Consider the following 16,807-nt stretch of genomic DNA (forward strand, 5'->3'; position numbering starts at 1 on the left):
TCCACCAACATGCTGGAGCGGCTCAACGAGGAAATCCGCCGGCGCACCTATGTCGTGCGCATCTTCCCCAATACCGAAAGCTGCCTGCGCCTGGTCAGGGCCTTGGCCGTCGAGACCAATGAAAACTGGATGGAGGCCAACCGATACATCAATATGGACGACCTGCGCGACCTTTCACCGTCGCCGTAAGCGACGAACGGCGGAGCGCTCGCGGAGTCGCTACGCATCGAATTGGTCGATGCTCCAATGACACGTTATGAGCTCACGCTTCGCCGCGGCATGGGACTGTAGTTTCAACGGGCTCTCGATCGTACTTCGATCGCGGCTCGAGACAATCGAACGATACTGCGTGCTCTCGTGACTAGATATCAACCAAAACCCCGGATTTGAGGTGAGGATACCACCTTCTGGAGTTTCTCAACAGTTTCGAGCCAAGACGATGTACCATCATAATCCCCGATTGGCCAAGGGTTAGTAGCCGTCGATGAGCGACTTGCTCGTGTCAGGCGGCTGCGGCCATACGCCGGTTCTCGCAGGTATGCTCGACAGCCCGAGCCGCAAAAAAGTTCCCTGCCAGGTGAATTTAATTCGACTGCCGCCGCTCCTCAGCTTGCATATAACACTGGCCAATAGCCCGAATTGGAGCCAGGCAGATGTCGTTCAAAGGCGTTATTCCGCCCGTCACAACGCCCTTTCATGCGGACGGATCGATCGACCGTGAAGGCTTCTGCGTCATGGTCGAGCACTTGGTCTCAACTGGGGTCCACGGTATCATCGTTGGTGGTACGACAGGAGAGTACTACGCCCAGTCACGCGACGAGCGTGTTAGCCTGCTTAAGCTTGCGAGGAGCGTGGTGAAGGGGAAGATGCCCCTGATCGCCGGGGTCGGCTCCATTCGCACCGACGACTGCATTGAATACGGGCTAATTGCAAAGGACCTCAAGTACGACGGCATTCTAATCGGCTCGCCGTATTACGCTGTTCCCACGCAGCTCGAACTTGCCAATCATGCACTTGCGATCGACAAGGCCGCCAATCTACCGGTGATGCTCTACAACTACCCCGGTCGCACTGGAACGATGATGGATCTAGAGTTCCTGGACCGCGTCGGTCGCAGCTCCAATTTCTGTGCCATCAAGGAATCTAGCGGCAGCATGAACCAGCTGCATGCCTTGGCTCGCGACTATCCGCATATCGACCTGTTCTGCGGCATGGATGATCAGGCGCTCGAATTCTTCGCCTGGGGCGCAAAAGGGTGGGTCTGTGGCGCCGGCAACTGCCTGCCGGCAGAGCACCTCGCGCTGTACGAAGCCTGCGTGATTGAGAAGGACTTCACCAAGGGCAGGCAGATCATGTCGGCGCTTCTGCCTCTGATGAGGCTTCTCGAACAGGGCGGCAAATTCGTCCAGAGCATAAAGTTTGGGTGCGAATTGGCTGGATTGCCAGCTGGGCCCGTGCGCCTGCCGATGCGGGCACTCGGCGACGAACAGAAGCGGGAACTCGAGTCAACGATCCGCACCCTTAAGGCAGTCATCGCGTCAATTACTGCAAAATCCCAAAAGAGGGCTTCCGAGAATGTCATCGCTATTAACGCGTGATGAGTACCAGAACCTAGCCGACAGCCTGCCACTGCCGACCGGCGCAGTAATCGACGGCAAGGCGCGGGCTGCGCGATCTGGGGATACTTTCGAGACCATCAATCCCGCGACAGGGCAGGTCATCGCCAAGATCGCTTCCTGCGGCCAGGCCGATGTCGATCTCGCTGTCGAGAAGGCGCGACTGGCGTTTGAATCGGGTACCTGGTCGCGTGCGCATCCGAGTGAGCGCAAGCGCGTTCTGCGGCGGCTCGTGAAACTGATGAAGCAAAACGCCCATGAGCTTGCAGTGCTCGAGACGCTCGAAAGCGGCAAGCCGATTTACGACGTCGAAACCATAGACATCCCCGAAGCCCTGCATTGCTTGGAATGGCATGCGGAAGCCACCGATAAGCTTTATGGCCAGACGTCACCTTCGGGCGACGATGTCGTGTCGATGATCGTGCGCCAGCCGCTCGGCGTAGTCGCCTGCGTTCTGCCTTGGAATTTTCCGATCCTCATGCTGGCCTGGAAGATCGGTCCGGCACTTGCGACGGGCAACTCCGTCATTGTCAAGCCGGCCGAGCAGACCAACATGTCCACGTTGCGGATCGCCGAACTGGCGCATGAGGCCGGGCTGCCGTCAGGCGTCCTGCAAATCGTCACTGGTCCGGGCGAAGTGACTGGCAAGGCACTCGGCGTGCATCCCGATATCGACATGGTCGCCTTCACCGGGTCAACTGACGTCGGCCGGAAATTCTTGGAATATTCCGCCAAGTCCAATCTTAAGCGCATCGTGCTCGAATGCGGGGGAAAGAACCCATGCATCGTGCTGGAAGACGCGGAGAATCTCGATGTTGTGGCGCAGCATGTCACCCAGGCCGTCTTCTGGAACATGGGCGAGAACTGCTCGTCCAATTCCCGCGTGATCGTACACGAGAAGATCAAGGACCGCTTGGTGGAAACGGTCATCCACAAGCTCAAGGAATGGCCTATCGGCGAGCCGTTGGATCCGGGCAATCGGCTGGGCGCCATTGTGTCGAAGGAGCAGTTCGACCGCATCATGGGCTACATCAAGAAGGGGCGGGCGGAAGGCGCTAGGATCGTAACGGGCGGCAACGCCCACAAGCATGGCAAAGGCTATTTCATTGAGCCGACCGTATTCGACGATGTCACGCCCGAAATGACGATTGCGCGAGAGGAGATTTTCGGTCCAGTGCTGTCGGTAATCAAAGTGGCCAACGCTGACGAGGCGCTCCGGGTCGCTAACGATACGCAATACGGGCTTGCAGCTTCAATCTTTACCGCCAATCTCGGCAAGGCACATCGCATCGCAAGGGACATTCGCGCCGGGACGGTGACCATTAACTGCTACGGGGAAGGGGATGTCTCAACTCCGTTCGGCGGCTTCAAGCTTTCCGGCTTCGGGGGACGAGACAAGTCATTGCATGCCCATGACCAATATACTGAACTCAAGACCATCTGGGCGGACATCTCCGATCCTAAAGTCTCGCGTTCGGTAGACTAGCCTGGTCGCACCGATGAGCGATCACGAGGCTGTCCGCACGCCTGCGGACACATCCATGCCCGGTTGGTACGGTATTCTGCCGCCTCCCAAGGCACCTGAGGTGCTGCGCGGCCGTCATAAGGCGGACTGGCTCATTGTAGGAGCTGGGTTTGCTGGCTTGGCGGCCGCGCGGCGCCTCGCACAACTGGTGCCGAACGAGCGCATAGTGGTGGTCGATGCTCAGCGCGTCGGCTGGGGTGCTGCCGGGCGCAACTCCGGCTTCATGATCGACCTTCCGCACGAGCTCGGTGGGGAGCATTACGGCGGAAGCCAGGATCACGATCACAAACGCATCCGCATGAACCGGACCGCGATTGAATTCTCTGCTTCGGCGGCGGACGAATACGGATTGCGGAAGTTCTTCGTTCGGGCCGGCAAGTACCATGGAGCTGCAACCGATCACGGTGTTGCGGTTCTGCGCGAATTTGAAAAGCATCTGACGGGGCTAGGCGAGCCATTCGAGCCGCTCGACGCGCTGCAGTTGAAGGAAATCACTGGAACCAATTTTTTCGTCGGCGGTACCTTCACGCCAGGAACGGTAATGGCCCAGCCCGCCGGCTTCATCCGTGGGCTTGCCGAAGGCTTGTCGAGGCGTGTGCAGCTATTCGAGAATTCCCCGGTCACATCTTTACAGACCGGCAAACTGCATACTGCCAAGACGGCTGAGGGCGAGATCACCGCGCCGCGGTTGATACTGACAGTCAACGGTCATCTCGAAAGTTTTGGTTACTTCAAGAATCGCCTGCTGCACGTGTTCACCTACGCTAGCATGACGAGGCCGCTTTCCAAGAGCGAACAGACAGCGGTGGGAGGTGAGCCGCATTGGGGCTTGATCCCAGCCGATCCCATGGGATCAACCATCCGGAGGATCGGCGATCGGATCGTCGTCCGCAACACCTTCACCTATAATCCGCACATGTCCACCAGTGAGAAGCAGATCCGTCGGATCGGCGCCGTGCACGACCGATCATTCCAGGCGCGCTTCCCGATGCTGGGTCAAGCACCGATGGAATTTCGCTGGGGAGGGCACTTGTGTCTCTCTCTCAATTCCGCGCCAGCATTCGGCGAGATTGAAGACAGAGTCTTCGTTGCCGGATGCTGCAATGGCCTAGGAACGGTGCAGGGCACCCTCTACGGGATGCTGGCTGCCGATCTTGCCGTTGGCAATAACGAGCCAATGGTTGCAGACGCCCTGAAAGAGCCAAGCCCGATTCAGCTTTATCCAGAACCGCTGATGTCGATCGGCGCGCCGATGAAGTTGTGGGCGATGCAGAAGCGCGCCGGCAGAGAGCTTTAGCTTTCTCGTTCTTGCGCCGCCACTTCCCGGATCCAGCTACGCAGGCTATGGGCGGCAGGGGAAAGCGTACGATTTTGATACCATGTGAGATAGTAGCTGCCAGGGGCGGGGAGCTCGAGATCCGTCAGTCTGACGAGCTTCCCCTCGTCAATCTGCGCCTTGACAAGGCGATGCCACCCAACAGCCACCCCTTGATCGGCCTGAGCTGCCTGAAGCGCCACGAAGAACTTGCCGAAGCGCCGACCGCGGGTCGGACCATGCGAGACCCCCGCGCGCCGAAGGACCTCGTCCCAGCCAGCCCAATCGGGATCCACCCAATCGACATGCAGCAGGGGAAGATCGGCCAACGATTCCGCCGTTGCATCGCGGTGCCTGCTTGCAAACCCAGGCCCGCATACCGGGTAGATTGTTTCATTGAAAAGGAGCTCAGCATCTTCATTCGACCACGATCCGAACCCGTAGCGGATGCGCAATTCGACCTCGGCGCGGCGGTAATCGCGGGGATTGTCCGAGATAAGGTGGTCAACAGCGATATCCGGGTACCTCGTCCAAAAATCCGGCATCCGCGGGATCAGCCACGTTGACGCGAAGGCGTCCGTGCATGCCAGCGTGACGTTCTTGGAACGGTCACCGTGTTTCACATTTCGGACGATATCTGCGGCCCGCGAAAAACCGGTAGCCAACACGCCGTAAAGGTCTTCGCCGGCGCTTGTCAGCGCCACACCGGTTCCTAATCGGGTAAACAGCGGAACTCCGAGTTCGTCCTCGATCGCCTTGATCTGCCGGCTCACGGCGCCCGGAGTAACGTTCAGTTCCGCAGCAGCCAATTTGAATGACAAGTGCCGGGCAGACGCCTCGAAAACAGCCAAAGCAGTCAGGGACGGAAGGTCATAGTAGCGGCGGACCATCTCAAGCTCCAAACACTTCAATATTCGCCCGGCGCGACAGATTGGGCAAGCGAACCCCAAGATATCGGCAAATCATTTATAAGTGACGGACTATGGCTGCGATCCCCGAGCCATCGCCACAACATAGGGAAACGGTACGCACCATGCTGCGCGATCTGCGACGCTGCCCAAGCCCATGTCCGACGCAGCTACACCTTAGCATGTCCATGGCGATATCTGGGCTCAACTACTCAACAAGGGAGTGAGACTTTTGCAGGGCCGCCCCACTGGTCTTCGCCCGCCGTTGAGAGATTATGAGCCTAACTTTCCCTCTCAGAGATGGCTTGAGCTATGACTGGCATTGAAAAGAAAACTGCGGTGATCACAGGCGCGGCGGGAGGTATCGGGCAAGCGATCTCCAAGCAGTTCGTCGCGAACGGCTTCCATGTGATTGCCGGAGACGCCGACCAGGCTGGCCTGGACCAGCTCGAGGCCGAACTCAATCGAATCGGACAGAATGTCTGGAGCAAGGCCGGCGACCTCAGGAACAAGGCTTATTGCGAAGATTTGATCGACTATTCGATCCAGATCACAGGCAGGCTGGACGTGCTCGTCAACAATGCGGGGATCATCACGAGGGGCAATATCCTCGAGACGACCGATGAGGATTGGGAGCGGACGTTCGACATCAACCTCACATCGATATTCTACACATGCCGAAGGGCGATCGGCCATATGAAGGGCCACGGCGGCGGCGCGATCGTGAACATCGCATCGTGCTGGGGACTTTATCCCGGACCCGGGCATCCCGCCTACTGCACCAGCAAGGCGGCAGTGGCAGCGTTCTCGAAGTGCCTTGGCCGCGATCATGCCGGTGACCGGATACGAGTCAACGCGGGTGTGTCCAAATGAGGTCAACACGCCGATGCTGCGCACGGGCTTCGCCAAGCGCGGCTTCAATCCCGACACTGCCATAGCGGAGCTCAACAAGACGGTTCCGCTCGGGCGCATTGCTGAGCCGGAAGACATCGCCGATGCGGTGTATTTCTTGAGCTCCGATGCCGCCCGCTACATCGCCGGCACGGCCGTTCAAGTGAACGGCGCCAAGCCGGTCTATTGAGGACACCCTATGGCTGACAGACTTGCAGGAAGAATTGCCATCATCACTGGCGGCGGCCGTGGCATCGGCGCCGGCATCACGCGACGTTTCGTGGAGGAAGGGGCCAAGGTTGCCGTTGTGCAGAGGAACCCGCCACTCGACGAGATCCTCAACGATCGCACCTTTTACGTGAAGGCGGACCTTGCGAACTCCGAGCACATCGTTTCGGCCGTTCAGGCCGTCGTCGAGCGATTTGGCGGCCTTGACATCCTCGTCAACAACGCCGGGATCATGTTCGAGAAGACCGTCGAGGAGATGACCGAGACGGACTGGGACCAGTTGATGAAGATCAACCTCAAGGCCCCATTTTTGTTAACGAAGGCGGCAATGCCGCATCTTCGCAAGCGAGGCATTGCAAGCATTGTTAACATCGGCTCGATTGAAGGCTTGGCGTCTAATCCGGGTCATCCTGCATATTCCGCTTCGAAAGCTGGCATTCACGGCTTTACAGCAGCCGTCGCCGTGGACCATGGGCACGAGGGTATCCGGTGCAATGCCATTGCGCCGGGCTGGATCAATTCTGACCTCAGTGAGATCTACATCGACAGCATGGCTGACGGCTCGCGTGTCCGCAGGGAACTGCTCGCAATGCATCCGGTTGGACGTCTTGGTGAGCCAACTGATGTCGGAAACCTTGCCGTTTGGCTTGCCTCGGAAGAAAGCTCCTTCGTGACCGGGCAGGTCTACGTCATCGATGGGGGACGCACCAAGAAGTTGCCACTGCCGATTGCGTGACGAGGAGAAGCCCGCCATTGACCGAACTTCATGTTTGTCAGGCCCTCGGATCAACTTTCTCGCTAATCCGCCTGGTGATGCGATCGATCAGGATTGCCAAAACAACGACCGCAAGGCCAGCTTCGACGCCCCTCCCAACCTGGAGACGAGAGATCGACCGAATGATTTCGTCGCCCAGGCCGCCAGCGCCGATCATGGAGGCGATGATGACCATCGATAGCGACATCATCACGCATTGGTTGACGCCTGCCATAATCGAGCGGAACGCCAGCGGCAATTTGATCAGGAACAGCACGGCCAGGCGACTTGCGCCAAAGGCCTCCCCCGCCTCGACCATTTCCGGCTCAACCATCTTGAGACCATGGGCCGTGAGCCTGATCGGCAGCGGCATGGCGAAGAAGATCGTCGCAACGATGCCCGGAACCGTTCCAACGCCGAAGAAGAACACGGCTGGAACGAGCAGCACGAACGGAGGCATCGTCTGCATGAAGTCGAGTATTGGCTCAGCCACCGCGTTCAAGCGCTTCGATTCAGCAATGAGAATGCCGATTGGTATCCCGATGGCCAGGGCGACAACGGCTGCCGTAAGCACCAGGGACAGTGTCACCATCGCCGGCGCCCAGAGATTCATGACGAGGATGAAGGCCAGCCCACATCCACTGAGGATAGCCAGCGAGAGCCGCGCGAGCAGGACACCAGCGGCCATAACGGTCGTGATGCTCAGCCAGGGCGGCGCGCTCGTCAGGACCGTGGCCAAGGGCTGCTGTATGCCCAGGATCACGGTCGAGATGAAATCGAAGACAAATCCGAAATGCATTGAGAGGTAGGACGTGAACTCGTCGATTGACGCGGCAACCGTGCCTGCAAACTCCGAAAAATCCATCCTCATGATCCTCAGCTAGAGTCGTTTGAATCGCTATTGTGCCGCGCGTTCTGCCACGGCGTTTGCCCTCGTCGTGTCGGCAGCTTTCGGTTTCTCGATCTTCGGCGTCGCGCCGGCTAACGAGGAATGGGCCGCGAGCGCTCTGAGAACGGACTTAGGGGTAACCGTCCCGACGGGCGTTCCGTCGTTCTGAACCACGATAAAAGCGCGCTGCTCTTTCGCCAGCTCATCGAGATAGGGGGCGACCAGATCGTCGGGCGCGAGCTTTACGAAGTCTTTCGACAGATGTTTCGTCCATTCCGAGATCGGCCTGTTCGCCAGTTCCACCGGCGGGCAGACGGCGTCCATAACTTGGCCAGCCGACAGCACCTTGAAGACATCGATGCCCCGCACGAAGTCCCTGACGTAGTCGCTGGCGGGGGAGAGCACGATATCGATCGGCTGGCCTTCCTGGACGACCTCTCCGTTGAGGAGAATAGCGATGCGGTCACCGATCGTTGCCGCTTCGTTTGGGTCGTGTGTCACAAAGACAATCGTCTTGTTCAGAGTGCTCTGAAGCCGAAGCAACTCCTGTTGCATCTCCTCGCGAATGAGCGGGTCGAGCGCGCTGAACGGCTCATCCATCAGCAGCACCGGCGTGTCCATCACCAGGGCACGCGCCAGGCCAACGCGCTGGCGCATGCCGCCGCTAAGGTTGGACGGCTTGCGGTCGCCCCATCCGCTGAGCCCTACGAGTTCGAGTGCCTTGCCTGCGCGCTCGCGTCGCTCCTTGCGTCCGACCCCGGCGACACGGAGCCCAAACGCAACATTATCGATGACCGACATGTGCGGCAGGAGCGCAAAATGTTGAAACACCATTCCGATCATGCTGGAGCGGATCTGGCGGAGTTCCTTTTTGCCGGCTTTCGTAATGTCCTGCCTATTGACCACTATCTGGCCGGCAGTGGGGTCGACAAGGCGGTTGATGCAGCGAAGAAGGGTCGATTTCCCGCTGCCTGAGAGACCCATTACGACGAAGATTTTCCCGGTTTCAATGGTTATGTTGATGTTGTTGAGCGCGACGAAACCGCCGCCCTCGTCGGGGCCGCAGGCGCCCGAACGCAGTCTGTCCAGTTTCACTTCGGGGTTGCCGCCATAAATCTTGTAGAGATCCTTGATCTCGACGGCCGGCTTTCGCGTGCTCATTCGAGGCTCCCGCGCATAATACAGGTGGTGATGCAGGGTCGGCGCGGACCCCGCACTCTTGGGAGGATGCGTGCTTCGGGATCAGGCGAGCCACGGCTCGATAATGCCCTTGCCTTTCACTTCGCCGATCCACTTTGAGGCGGCGTCTTCAGGCTTTATCCCGCCGTCGATCCAGCCCATGATCTTGGCTTCTTCGTCATTCGGGATGTGGAACCTTGTCAAAAATGCCTGGGCCTTGGGGAAGTTGGATTCAAAGTCCTTCGACGTAACGTGGAAACAGTAGAAGGGCTCTGACATCATCGTCTTCTTGGGATCTTCGAGATACCTCATCTTGAATTTTCTCCAAATCGGGAGCGGCTCCCAAGTGGTGACCACGATTGGTTCGTTCTTCGAGTAAGCCCGCTGGAAGGCCGCTTCCATGGCAGCTTCGCTGCCCGGGACCAGATTGAGCTTGAGACCGTAAGCCTTCACCGTTGCATCCGCGGACTGCATGAGGCCGGAGCCGGCGTCGATGCCGATGATGCCGCCTGGGAACTTGTCGGCGTGGTCGTTGAGCTCGGCGATGCTCTTGATGTCTACATAGTTCGGAACGGCAAGGCCCTGCGTCATCGGGCCTTCCGAAACGCCGACGACTTTGATGGAACCGGCGACTTTCTTTACATAGTCCGCCTGGCCGCCGTGATAGGCGCCTTTCAGCGGGCCCATCCCCTGCATATAGGAGTTCGAATAGAGGTCGGCCTTCCCGGTTTGAAGCGAGGCATAGATCACGCCTGGCTCCGCCTGCAGCGGCTGGACCTTGTAGCCGAAATTGTCCTCGATGAGCTTCGCGCCGACATAGGTGATTGCCAGCGCGTCGGACCATGCCGCGAAGGCATAGACCAGCGGCCGGGACGCGTCGGCCCTGGCGCCCGTCGTCAGGCCGCTCATGACAAGCGCGGCGGCGCCGCCTGCCTTCAGCAAGGTTCTGCGCGACGTGCTCGCGCTGAGTACATTATTGACGAGATTTGGCCTTGGCATTCAAATCCTCCTGTCGCTACCCATCTGATGCCTAGATGAGTCCGAGGTTGTCGTTTTTGTTCACCTCGTCTGATCCGGGAATGGGCTGTTCTGTTCTTGCCCGGCACCAAGCAAGAAACGTGCTACCACGGAACCGCGGGAGCCAGCCGGCGCAAAAAAGTCGCCTCCCGATTGACTTTAGGTCGCTCGCTTTGCGGCAATGCATCATCATCTCTGCCTGTCGGGATGCCTACGGTCATGGCCGATTACGTCCAAGTTTCCGCGTTATCCGTAAGGCTGAGCTGCGACGTGGAAAGCTCCGCCGCTGCTCGACCCGACCATCTCTCGAGTCCGGGTGAGTGAGCCGGCGGCCCAGCCTGCCCTTTAGTCAACACTCGGATGAGACTTTTGCAGTAGGTCAAGGCTCAAAGCTCCGGCAATGGTTGAGTGCGGTCCGGTTTCGGTCGCGACATATTTGTCTGGAGGCCGGCATGACTGCTCAACTACAGCTCTCTCGTAGAGGCGGGCGGGAAGCGAGGCGGACGATCCGCACCGCACCAAAGGTCGACATGTTGCCGACGCTCAAGCGCGGCGTGCCGGTGGTAGAGCCGATGGATGCCGAGCAGGTCGAACGCATTCACGAGGCTTCTCTCTCTATCCTGGAAGAAGTAGGCGTGGTGTTTCGCGATCCGATCGCGATTGAGGACTGGAAGAGAGTCGGAGCGGACGTGCGCGCCGATGACCGGGTTCATCTCGACCGCGGCCTGGTCATGGAGCTCATCAAGACCATTCCCCCCAACGTCGAATATTTCGCGCGCGATCCGGCGAAGAATGTCGAACTCGGAGGCAACAAATCAATCTTCGTGCCCATGACAGGCGCGCCGTACATGCGCGATCTCGATGATGTGAGGCGTGGCCCGACGATCGCGGACCTTGGGACCTTCCACAAGCTTGCCCATATGATGCCGGCGCTACATTCGTCGGCTCACCACATCGTCGAACCGATGGACATTGTCGTCGCGCACCGACACCTGCACATCACCTATTCGTCAATAAAGCATTCCGACAAGATTTTCATGGGCATGACCACCTCGCCCAAGAATGCCGAGGACGTGCTCGACATGTGCGAAATCCTTTTCGGTGAAGGCTTCCTTGAGAACCATGCAGTCACCACCGGAAACTGCAATGGCAACTCGCCGCTGGTGTGGGACCAGGTCATGCTGGGCGGCATGCGAGCTTTCTGCCGGCGCAATCAGCCCGTCTTGTGCTCGCCCTTCGTTCTCGGCGGCGCGAACACGCCAGCCTCCACCGCGGCGGCAGTGGCGCAGCTCAATGCGGAAGCGCTTTCCGCACTTGCCTACACGCAGGTGGTGCGCGAGGGCTGCCCTGCGATTTATGGGCATTACCTATCGACCGTGTCGATGCAATCGGGAGCGCCGATGGCGGGAACGCCAGAGATTTCGCTCATGAATTTCATGATCGGCCAGATGGCTCGTCGCTATAACGTGCCATGGCGCACTTCGAACTTGCTTGGCGGCGCCAAGATCTTCGATGCGCAAGCTGGCTATGAAAGTGCGATGACCATGATGGCCGTGCTGCTGTCAGGTGCAAACTACATTTGGCATTCTGCTGGCTGGAATGAAGCCGGCATGCACTGCTCGATCGCGAAATTCGTTGTCGACGCCGAAGTCTGCGCGATGGGCTATCGCATGACACAAGGCATCCAGTGGGACGATTTCGATGAAGCCCTGGCTGCGATCCGCGACGTCGGGCCAGGCGGCCATTACTTTGGCCATCCGCATACACAGGCGAACTTCGAGAAGGCTTTCTTTATTCCGAAACTCTTCGACAATAACTCGGTTGAGCAGTGGTACGCTGATGGCTCAAAGGACATCAAGCAGCGTGCCCTGGAGCATGCGCGCCGCCTTCTGGCCGAATATGAAGAACCAAAGCTCGACGTCGCGAAGGACGAGGAATTGCGCGCGTATATCGATCGGCGCTCGCGGGAAATCCCCGCTGTCGACGCGCTCAACGAGGAATACTGAGAATCGTCATGCGCATTGACCAGATCAACGTCTATAAGGTTCAGCTACCCGTTAAAGGTGGCACCTACCGAATGGCCAGCGACGACGTAGACGCGCTTGACAGCACTATAGTCGAGATTGGCACCGATGACGGACTGACTGGCTGGGGCGAAACCTGCCCGGTCGGGCCGGTTTATCAGCCGCATCACGCGCTCGGCGCACGCGCGGCGATTGCCGAGATCGCCCCAGGTCTTATGGGTGCCGAGATTGCCTCGATCAGGCTCCTCACCAAATGCATGGACGAGCGCTTGAACGGGCATGGCTATGCCAAGGCAGCGTTCGACATAGCCTTCCTTGACGTTCTCGGCCAGCGGCTTGGAGTGCCGATCTCGACACTGCTGGGAGGCGCGCTCGTCGACCGTGTTCCGGCCTACTATTCGCTCATTGTTGGCCCGCCTGACGAAACGGCCAGGATAGCCGCCGACAAGGTGAAGTCAGGTTATCCACGCCTGCAGGTCAAAATCTCGGGGCGGAATCTCGAACAGGATGTGGCCTCGATTCACAAGGTTTGGGAAACGGTAGGCTACAAAGCGCGTCTCGCAGTGGATGGCAACAGGGGCCTCACTGTCGCTGCCGCCATTCATCTTGACCGGCTTTGCCACGCGATCCCCTTCGTTTTCGAGCAACCCTGCAATACTATGGATGAGATCGCCACCCTGAAGGGCAGGGTGACGCATCCGGTATATTTGGACGAGAGCACCGAAGATCAGAACGCAGTACTCAGGGCGATCTCCCTCGGCATAGCGGATGGCTTCGGCTTCAAGGTCACGCGTCTAGGCGGCCTCACCAAAATGGCGACAATCCGCGACGTTTGCGCCATCCGCTCGCTACCGCACAGCTGTGATGACGCATGGGGTGGCGACATAATCGCGGCGGCTTGCGTGCACTTAGGTTCCACTGTGGAGCCGCGCCGTTTTGAGGGCGCCTGGATCGCGCAGGAATATATCGAAGGACATTTCGACGCGAAGAATCCGATTGTCATCGAAAACGGTCACATCGCCGTACCGCAACTGCCCGGCCTCGGCATCAAACCGGAACCCGGCATGTTCGGTCAGCCAGTAGCCACGTACTGATCCTAGTGAACGCACCCGCCAACGTTAGAGCAATCACGTCGTTGGCCACGCCGAAGAAACCGGCGGCGGCCGATCGACCGTTTGACCTGGTGGTTCTGGTCTTACCCGGGTTCTCGCACCTGGCGCTTCACGCCTATATTGAACCCTTTCGCATCGCAAACACGGTGTCGAGCCTGCCGCTGTTCCGGTGGCGCATCGCGGGGCTTGACGCTCGGCCGATCGAGGGCGCCAACGGCCTTTCGGTTGCTGTTGATGTCACGATAGACGAACTGGTTTTCGGCTCCGACGATCGAAGACCGAACCAGCTCGCTATCGTAACGGGCGAACCGGTAGAACAGCAACTGACGCCTGAGCTCAACGGATTTCTGCGAACGATGGCGCGTCGCGCGGTGCCGATATCTGCGGTGGGGACAGCGACATGGCTGCTCGCTCGTACGGGGCTTCTGGCAGGTACACGCTGCACGATACACTGGTCGCGGCTCGCTGCTTTTGCCGAAGTATTCAACCAACCCCGCATAAGCGATTCCCTGTTTGTCAAGGACGGCCAGTTTTCAACCTGCGCAGGAGAACTGGCAGCTTTTGACCTGGCCGTCGATCTGATCGGCAGCCATGCCGGCGGGTATATTGCACAGGAGGTCTGCCGCCACTCGACTGTCCAAGGTCAGCGCTCAGGATCAAACCGCCAGACCGGGCCGTCGGGTCTAGCCTTTGCGGGTGTCAGCGACAAGCTCCTGATGTCAATGCGAATCATGGAGGAAAATGTAGAGTTCCCGCTGACAATGGAGGAGGTCGCGCAACGGGCCGGAGTATCGCGGCGCCAGCTGGAGCGCTTGTTCGCTTCCCATATCGGAGTTCCGCCAGTGCGTCACTATCTCCGCATTCGCACAGACCATGCGAAGCGCCTGATCGAAGGCACACGAATGCCCATCATTGACGTTGCCATGGCCTGCGGGTTTACGTCTGCTTCGCATTTCGCAAAGTGCTTCAGAGCCTTCAATCGAATGTCTCCGCAGCAGTGTCGAGCGATAGTGCCGCCTTGGGTTGGGCCCGGCTTAAGATGATAATTGGTGTTTGAATTTAGCGGAGAACAGCGCCCCCTCTATCCATGGCAAATGTTCGGAGTCGATCTGCCCAGCAACAAATCAGAAAGCGTTGCAACAATACGCCCGGATCTTTGGCCTCAAAGCGGCGACATGCGCCTACTCCGTTGTCCTCTTCTCTGTCGACCCAAGTTCACCGGGCGACCATTTGATTGAGGGCTTTTGACAACGCCCCGATGATGGTGGCGCAGGACGATCACGATTGTACCATGCAGGGGTGGCGAGAATTTCATTTCGCAAGAAGATCTCTCCGATTGCGTTATTGCGTTGGGAAGATGCTGTAGCTTCTCCGTGATGGCCGTTCGAACAGTCCTGCGCAGCTGCGGTTGGTGACGACTATGCGAAGATCACGCAGCGCCTTGTGGCATTCTAAGGCCGTCAGCTCTACTTGCTAAGACCGGCCGCAGTTATGCGGGCCCGGCTTATGGTGGAGTCTCCAGGTCAGAATGGCGCGCAGCAGACGGACAAAGCGATTGAGCTAGGACAATGAAGAAGAACATGCCGCCTCTCTTCGAGACATTTCTGGAAAAGTTGTCGGAGAGTGTCGATGAAACAGATTTCCGGGATGCCATGGCTGGGGCGGCCGCAGCACTTGATCTACTCACCTTTGCCTATCTGTCTTTGCCGTTGCAGTCTTGTGGCGAGCCCAAGCTGATCTCAAATTATCCACCTCGCGCACTATCTGCAAAACCAGTATCAGAAAGTCGATCCCGTCATTATACGTGCGCGGTGTGGCGGCTCCCCATTTCAATGGCCGGGGTCGGATTTGCGTTGCATTGAGATGTTGCCGGCTCAAGAGAAGCTATTCGATGAGGCGGCCCAGTTCAGCATCCGGTGCGGTTTGACAATCCCGATTATCGATCGCAGAGGCTGTGTTGCAGCTATCACCTTTGCCGCTGACAAGCCCAATTCCGCCTCCCTGCGCGTTGCTGGGCGATACGAACAGGCGCTCCAACTCATGGCGACATGTTTTCACATTTATGCTCGTCGAAAGCTGTCCGGCAATCGAACAGTGGACGGCGTTCCGTTGACACCTCGTGAATATGAATGCCTTCAATGGGCCGCGCGCGGCAAGTCCTCTTGGGCTGTCGGCTGCATCTTGGGCATCAAGCCGCGTACCGTCGATTTCCACCTCGACAATGTGAAGAAGAAGCTCGGCGTGCACACCAAGGATCAGGCCGTAGCCCTGCTGGCCTCATCACGATCTTCAATTCTCTGAGAAGCTGAATTCGTCTTTGGTTCTATTGAGCATGAGCAAAGGCTGTTTTCGGCTGGCCATTCGCCTCCAATGCAAGGTCATCCCTTCCTCTAGACGCATCATGATGCACTTATTGCGGCTGGTTGGTACTGACTTGGCAACGAATTACATGCACCCTCTACGATACCGCGTTTTCAAGGGGAGGCCCCACGGATGTGCGGACGAATGTCGGGCGGGGCGACCATGTTTTGCGATACTGTTTGTGCTGTTGGAAGGAAAGACGTCGCCCAAGGAACCGAGCGTCTGGGAAAGCACCGCCGTGCGCTCGATGTTACGTCATCCACCCCCGAAGCGAGCGGGTAGCGTTCTGTTGGTTTACGAGCTCTTCACAGCTATGATCGAGTTCGGCCCGTCCCGCTGTGCCGGCCCAATTGTCACCGTCACCCATCTGTCCATGGAGCGCATGCTTCGCCGCGCCGGCCGCGCGGACCGGAAACCCACACAAAAACCCGCGGCGTGGCCGCATATCAACGGCTCCAACGAGACGGTGGATGCCGTTCGGCTATGGCGGGTTCATGAGCCGGCGATGTGATGTCGGGCCGTCGTGATCCTGGCGGGCCCGGGCCATGAACTGGGCAGAAGGCAGCGCCGCCGGCCGGCCGGACCGGTGGAAGGCTACCACACCATCGTCGCGTCGCGCGTCGACCTAGCGCGTTAAGGCGATTCTGTCTCGCGGACTCTCTCAGGCGTGATGGGGCGACATCTCCAATCCCCGAGTTCGAGGAGTGGTGCTCAATCCGTACGTCGCCATATGGACCCTATCGATCTGCCCGCCTGGCAGTTGAGACACCGGCTGCGGGCCTTTAATGTATATTATCTTTTTAGCTACGCCCGGATGACTGCCAGATCCTTGTGTCCACCGCAAGCGCGTGGCCGTCGCCTCTGCCTCGTCCTCCAGGCCTTCGGCGGTTCGCCTGCCGGTGGTGGAACGGGAAATGGTAGTGTGCTGAGAGTTCTGCAAATTCGCTGAGAGAGGGCGGTCATGGCAGGCTGGTGATGTTCAACGTCA

General features: G+C 58.7%; 15 protein-coding genes and 1 pseudogene. 12 read left to right on the forward strand and 4 right to left on the reverse strand.

The window, feature by feature from the left end; all coding sequences use genetic code 11:
• The 4 genes from X771_RS00430 to X771_RS136140 all read left to right on the forward strand — a co-directional run.
• Positions 1-189, forward strand: a 189-nt coding sequence (locus X771_RS00430) for an IS256 family transposase (protein WP_023690607.1), incomplete at its 5' end; no start/stop codon positions are given.
• Between the two features lie 464 nt (positions 190-653).
• A complete protein-coding gene (locus tag X771_RS136150; RefSeq protein WP_023690608.1) occupies positions 654-1,598 on the forward strand; it encodes a dihydrodipicolinate synthase family protein in 945 nt (314 codons plus the stop codon).
• A complete protein-coding gene (locus X771_RS136145) occupies positions 1,576-3,102 on the forward strand; it encodes an aldehyde dehydrogenase (RefSeq protein ID WP_023690609.1) in 1,527 nt (508 codons plus the stop codon). The genes X771_RS136150 and X771_RS136145 overlap by 23 nt, the downstream gene beginning before the upstream one ends.
• Positions 3,103-3,115: 13 nt before the next feature.
• Positions 3,116-4,438, forward strand: a complete 1,323-nt coding sequence (locus tag X771_RS136140; RefSeq protein ID WP_023690610.1) for an FAD-binding oxidoreductase — start codon at positions 3,116-3,118, stop codon at positions 4,436-4,438.
• On the opposite strand, the gene X771_RS136135 is transcribed toward X771_RS136140, so the two are convergent.
• On the reverse strand, positions 4,435-5,346 hold the full coding sequence (locus X771_RS136135) for a LysR substrate-binding domain-containing protein (protein WP_031203416.1): 912 nt from the start codon (positions 5,344-5,346) through the stop codon (positions 4,435-4,437). The genes X771_RS136140 and X771_RS136135 overlap by 4 nt on opposite strands.
• A gap of 330 nt (positions 5,347-5,676) precedes the next feature.
• Between X771_RS136135 and X771_RS1000000167710 the strand changes: the two genes are divergently transcribed.
• Genes X771_RS1000000167710 through X771_RS136130 form a run of 3 tightly spaced genes read left to right on the forward strand, consistent with a single transcriptional unit; the run spans position 5,677 to position 7,219 of the window.
• Positions 5,677-6,237: an SDR family oxidoreductase gene (locus X771_RS1000000167710; protein ID WP_023690612.1), complete on the forward strand. Its 561-nt coding sequence runs from the start codon at positions 5,677-5,679 to the stop codon at positions 6,235-6,237.
• 13 nt (positions 6,238-6,250) lie between these two features.
• Positions 6,251-6,445, forward strand: a complete 195-nt coding sequence (locus X771_RS1000000169615) for an SDR family oxidoreductase (RefSeq protein ID WP_023690613.1) — start codon at positions 6,251-6,253, stop codon at positions 6,443-6,445.
• 9 nt (positions 6,446-6,454) lie between these two features.
• Positions 6,455-7,219 (forward strand): glucose 1-dehydrogenase, encoded by a 765-nt coding sequence (locus X771_RS136130; RefSeq protein ID WP_023690614.1) that lies wholly within the window; start codon positions 6,455-6,457, stop codon positions 7,217-7,219.
• A 37-nt stretch (positions 7,220-7,256) separates the two neighbouring features.
• On the opposite strand, the gene X771_RS136125 is transcribed toward X771_RS136130, so the two are convergent.
• From X771_RS136125 to X771_RS136120, 3 genes are all read right to left on the reverse strand, one after another.
• A complete protein-coding gene (locus X771_RS136125; RefSeq protein WP_023690615.1) occupies positions 7,257-8,102 on the reverse strand; it encodes an ABC transporter permease subunit in 846 nt (281 codons plus the stop codon).
• Positions 8,103-8,135: 33 nt separating this feature from the next.
• Positions 8,136-9,221: a betaine/proline/choline family ABC transporter ATP-binding protein gene (locus tag X771_RS01000000165630; protein WP_245262836.1), complete on the reverse strand. Its 1,086-nt coding sequence runs from the start codon at positions 9,219-9,221 to the stop codon at positions 8,136-8,138.
• 147 nt (positions 9,222-9,368) lie between these two features.
• Entirely contained in the window at positions 9,369-10,304 is a 936-nt protein-coding gene (locus X771_RS136120) for a glycine betaine ABC transporter substrate-binding protein (RefSeq protein WP_031203419.1), read from the reverse strand.
• A 470-nt stretch (positions 10,305-10,774) separates the two neighbouring features.
• Here X771_RS136120 and X771_RS136115 point away from each other — a divergent pair, with 470 nt between their 5' ends.
• The 5 genes and pseudogenes from X771_RS136115 to X771_RS1000000169940 all read left to right on the forward strand — a co-directional run bounded on the left by X771_RS136115 (position 10,775) and on the right by X771_RS1000000169940 (position 16,330).
• Positions 10,775-12,328: a trimethylamine methyltransferase family protein gene (locus tag X771_RS136115; protein ID WP_031203421.1), complete on the forward strand. Its 1,554-nt coding sequence runs from the start codon at positions 10,775-10,777 to the stop codon at positions 12,326-12,328.
• An 8-nt stretch (positions 12,329-12,336) separates the two neighbouring features.
• Positions 12,337-13,440: a mandelate racemase/muconate lactonizing enzyme family protein gene (locus X771_RS136110; RefSeq protein ID WP_023690619.1), complete on the forward strand. Its 1,104-nt coding sequence runs from the start codon at positions 12,337-12,339 to the stop codon at positions 13,438-13,440.
• Between the two features lie 41 nt (positions 13,441-13,481).
• Positions 13,482-14,501 carry a GlxA family transcriptional regulator gene (locus X771_RS136105; RefSeq protein WP_023690620.1) on the forward strand — a complete coding sequence of 340 codons (1,020 nt, stop codon included), beginning with the start codon at positions 13,482-13,484 and terminating at the stop codon, positions 14,499-14,501.
• Between the two features lie 525 nt (positions 14,502-15,026).
• Positions 15,027-15,759: pseudogene (locus tag X771_RS01000000165635) on the forward strand (LuxR family transcriptional regulator).
• Positions 15,760-16,132: 373 nt separating this feature from the next.
• Entirely contained in the window at positions 16,133-16,330 is a 198-nt protein-coding gene (locus tag X771_RS1000000169940; protein WP_023690622.1) for a hypothetical protein, read from the forward strand.
• Positions 16,331-16,807: the final 477 nt, after the last annotated feature.

This window comes from Mesorhizobium sp. LSJC269B00, assembly GCF_000502815.1.
Classification (GTDB): domain Bacteria; phylum Pseudomonadota; class Alphaproteobacteria; order Rhizobiales; family Rhizobiaceae; genus Mesorhizobium.

Bases quoted from the DNA above. Each gene is read 5' to 3' on its own strand.
- X771_RS136150 (WP_023690608.1), top strand. From the start codon at position 654: ATGTCGTTCAAAGGCGTTATTCCGCCCGTCACAACGCCCTTTCATGCG.
- X771_RS136145 (WP_023690609.1), top strand. From the start codon at position 1,576: ATGTCATCGCTATTAACGCGTGATGAGTACCAGAACCTAGCCGACAGC.
- X771_RS136140 (WP_023690610.1), top strand. From the start codon at position 3,116: ATGAGCGATCACGAGGCTGTCCGCACGCCTGCGGACACATCCATGCCC.
- X771_RS136135 (WP_031203416.1), bottom strand. From the start codon at position 5,346: ATGGTCCGCCGCTACTATGACCTTCCGTCCCTGACTGCTTTGGCTGTT.
- X771_RS1000000167710 (WP_023690612.1), top strand. From the start codon at position 5,677: ATGACTGGCATTGAAAAGAAAACTGCGGTGATCACAGGCGCGGCGGGA.
- X771_RS1000000169615 (WP_023690613.1), top strand. From the start codon at position 6,251: ATGCTGCGCACGGGCTTCGCCAAGCGCGGCTTCAATCCCGACACTGCC.
- X771_RS136130 (WP_023690614.1), top strand. From the start codon at position 6,455: ATGGCTGACAGACTTGCAGGAAGAATTGCCATCATCACTGGCGGCGGC.
- X771_RS136125 (WP_023690615.1), bottom strand. From the start codon at position 8,102: ATGGATTTTTCGGAGTTTGCAGGCACGGTTGCCGCGTCAATCGACGAG.
- X771_RS136120 (WP_031203419.1), bottom strand. From the start codon at position 10,304: ATGCCAAGGCCAAATCTCGTCAATAATGTACTCAGCGCGAGCACGTCG.
- X771_RS136115 (WP_031203421.1), top strand. From the start codon at position 10,775: ATGACTGCTCAACTACAGCTCTCTCGTAGAGGCGGGCGGGAAGCGAGG.
- X771_RS136110 (WP_023690619.1), top strand. From the start codon at position 12,337: ATGCGCATTGACCAGATCAACGTCTATAAGGTTCAGCTACCCGTTAAA.
- X771_RS1000000169940 (WP_023690622.1), top strand. From the start codon at position 16,133: ATGATCGAGTTCGGCCCGTCCCGCTGTGCCGGCCCAATTGTCACCGTC.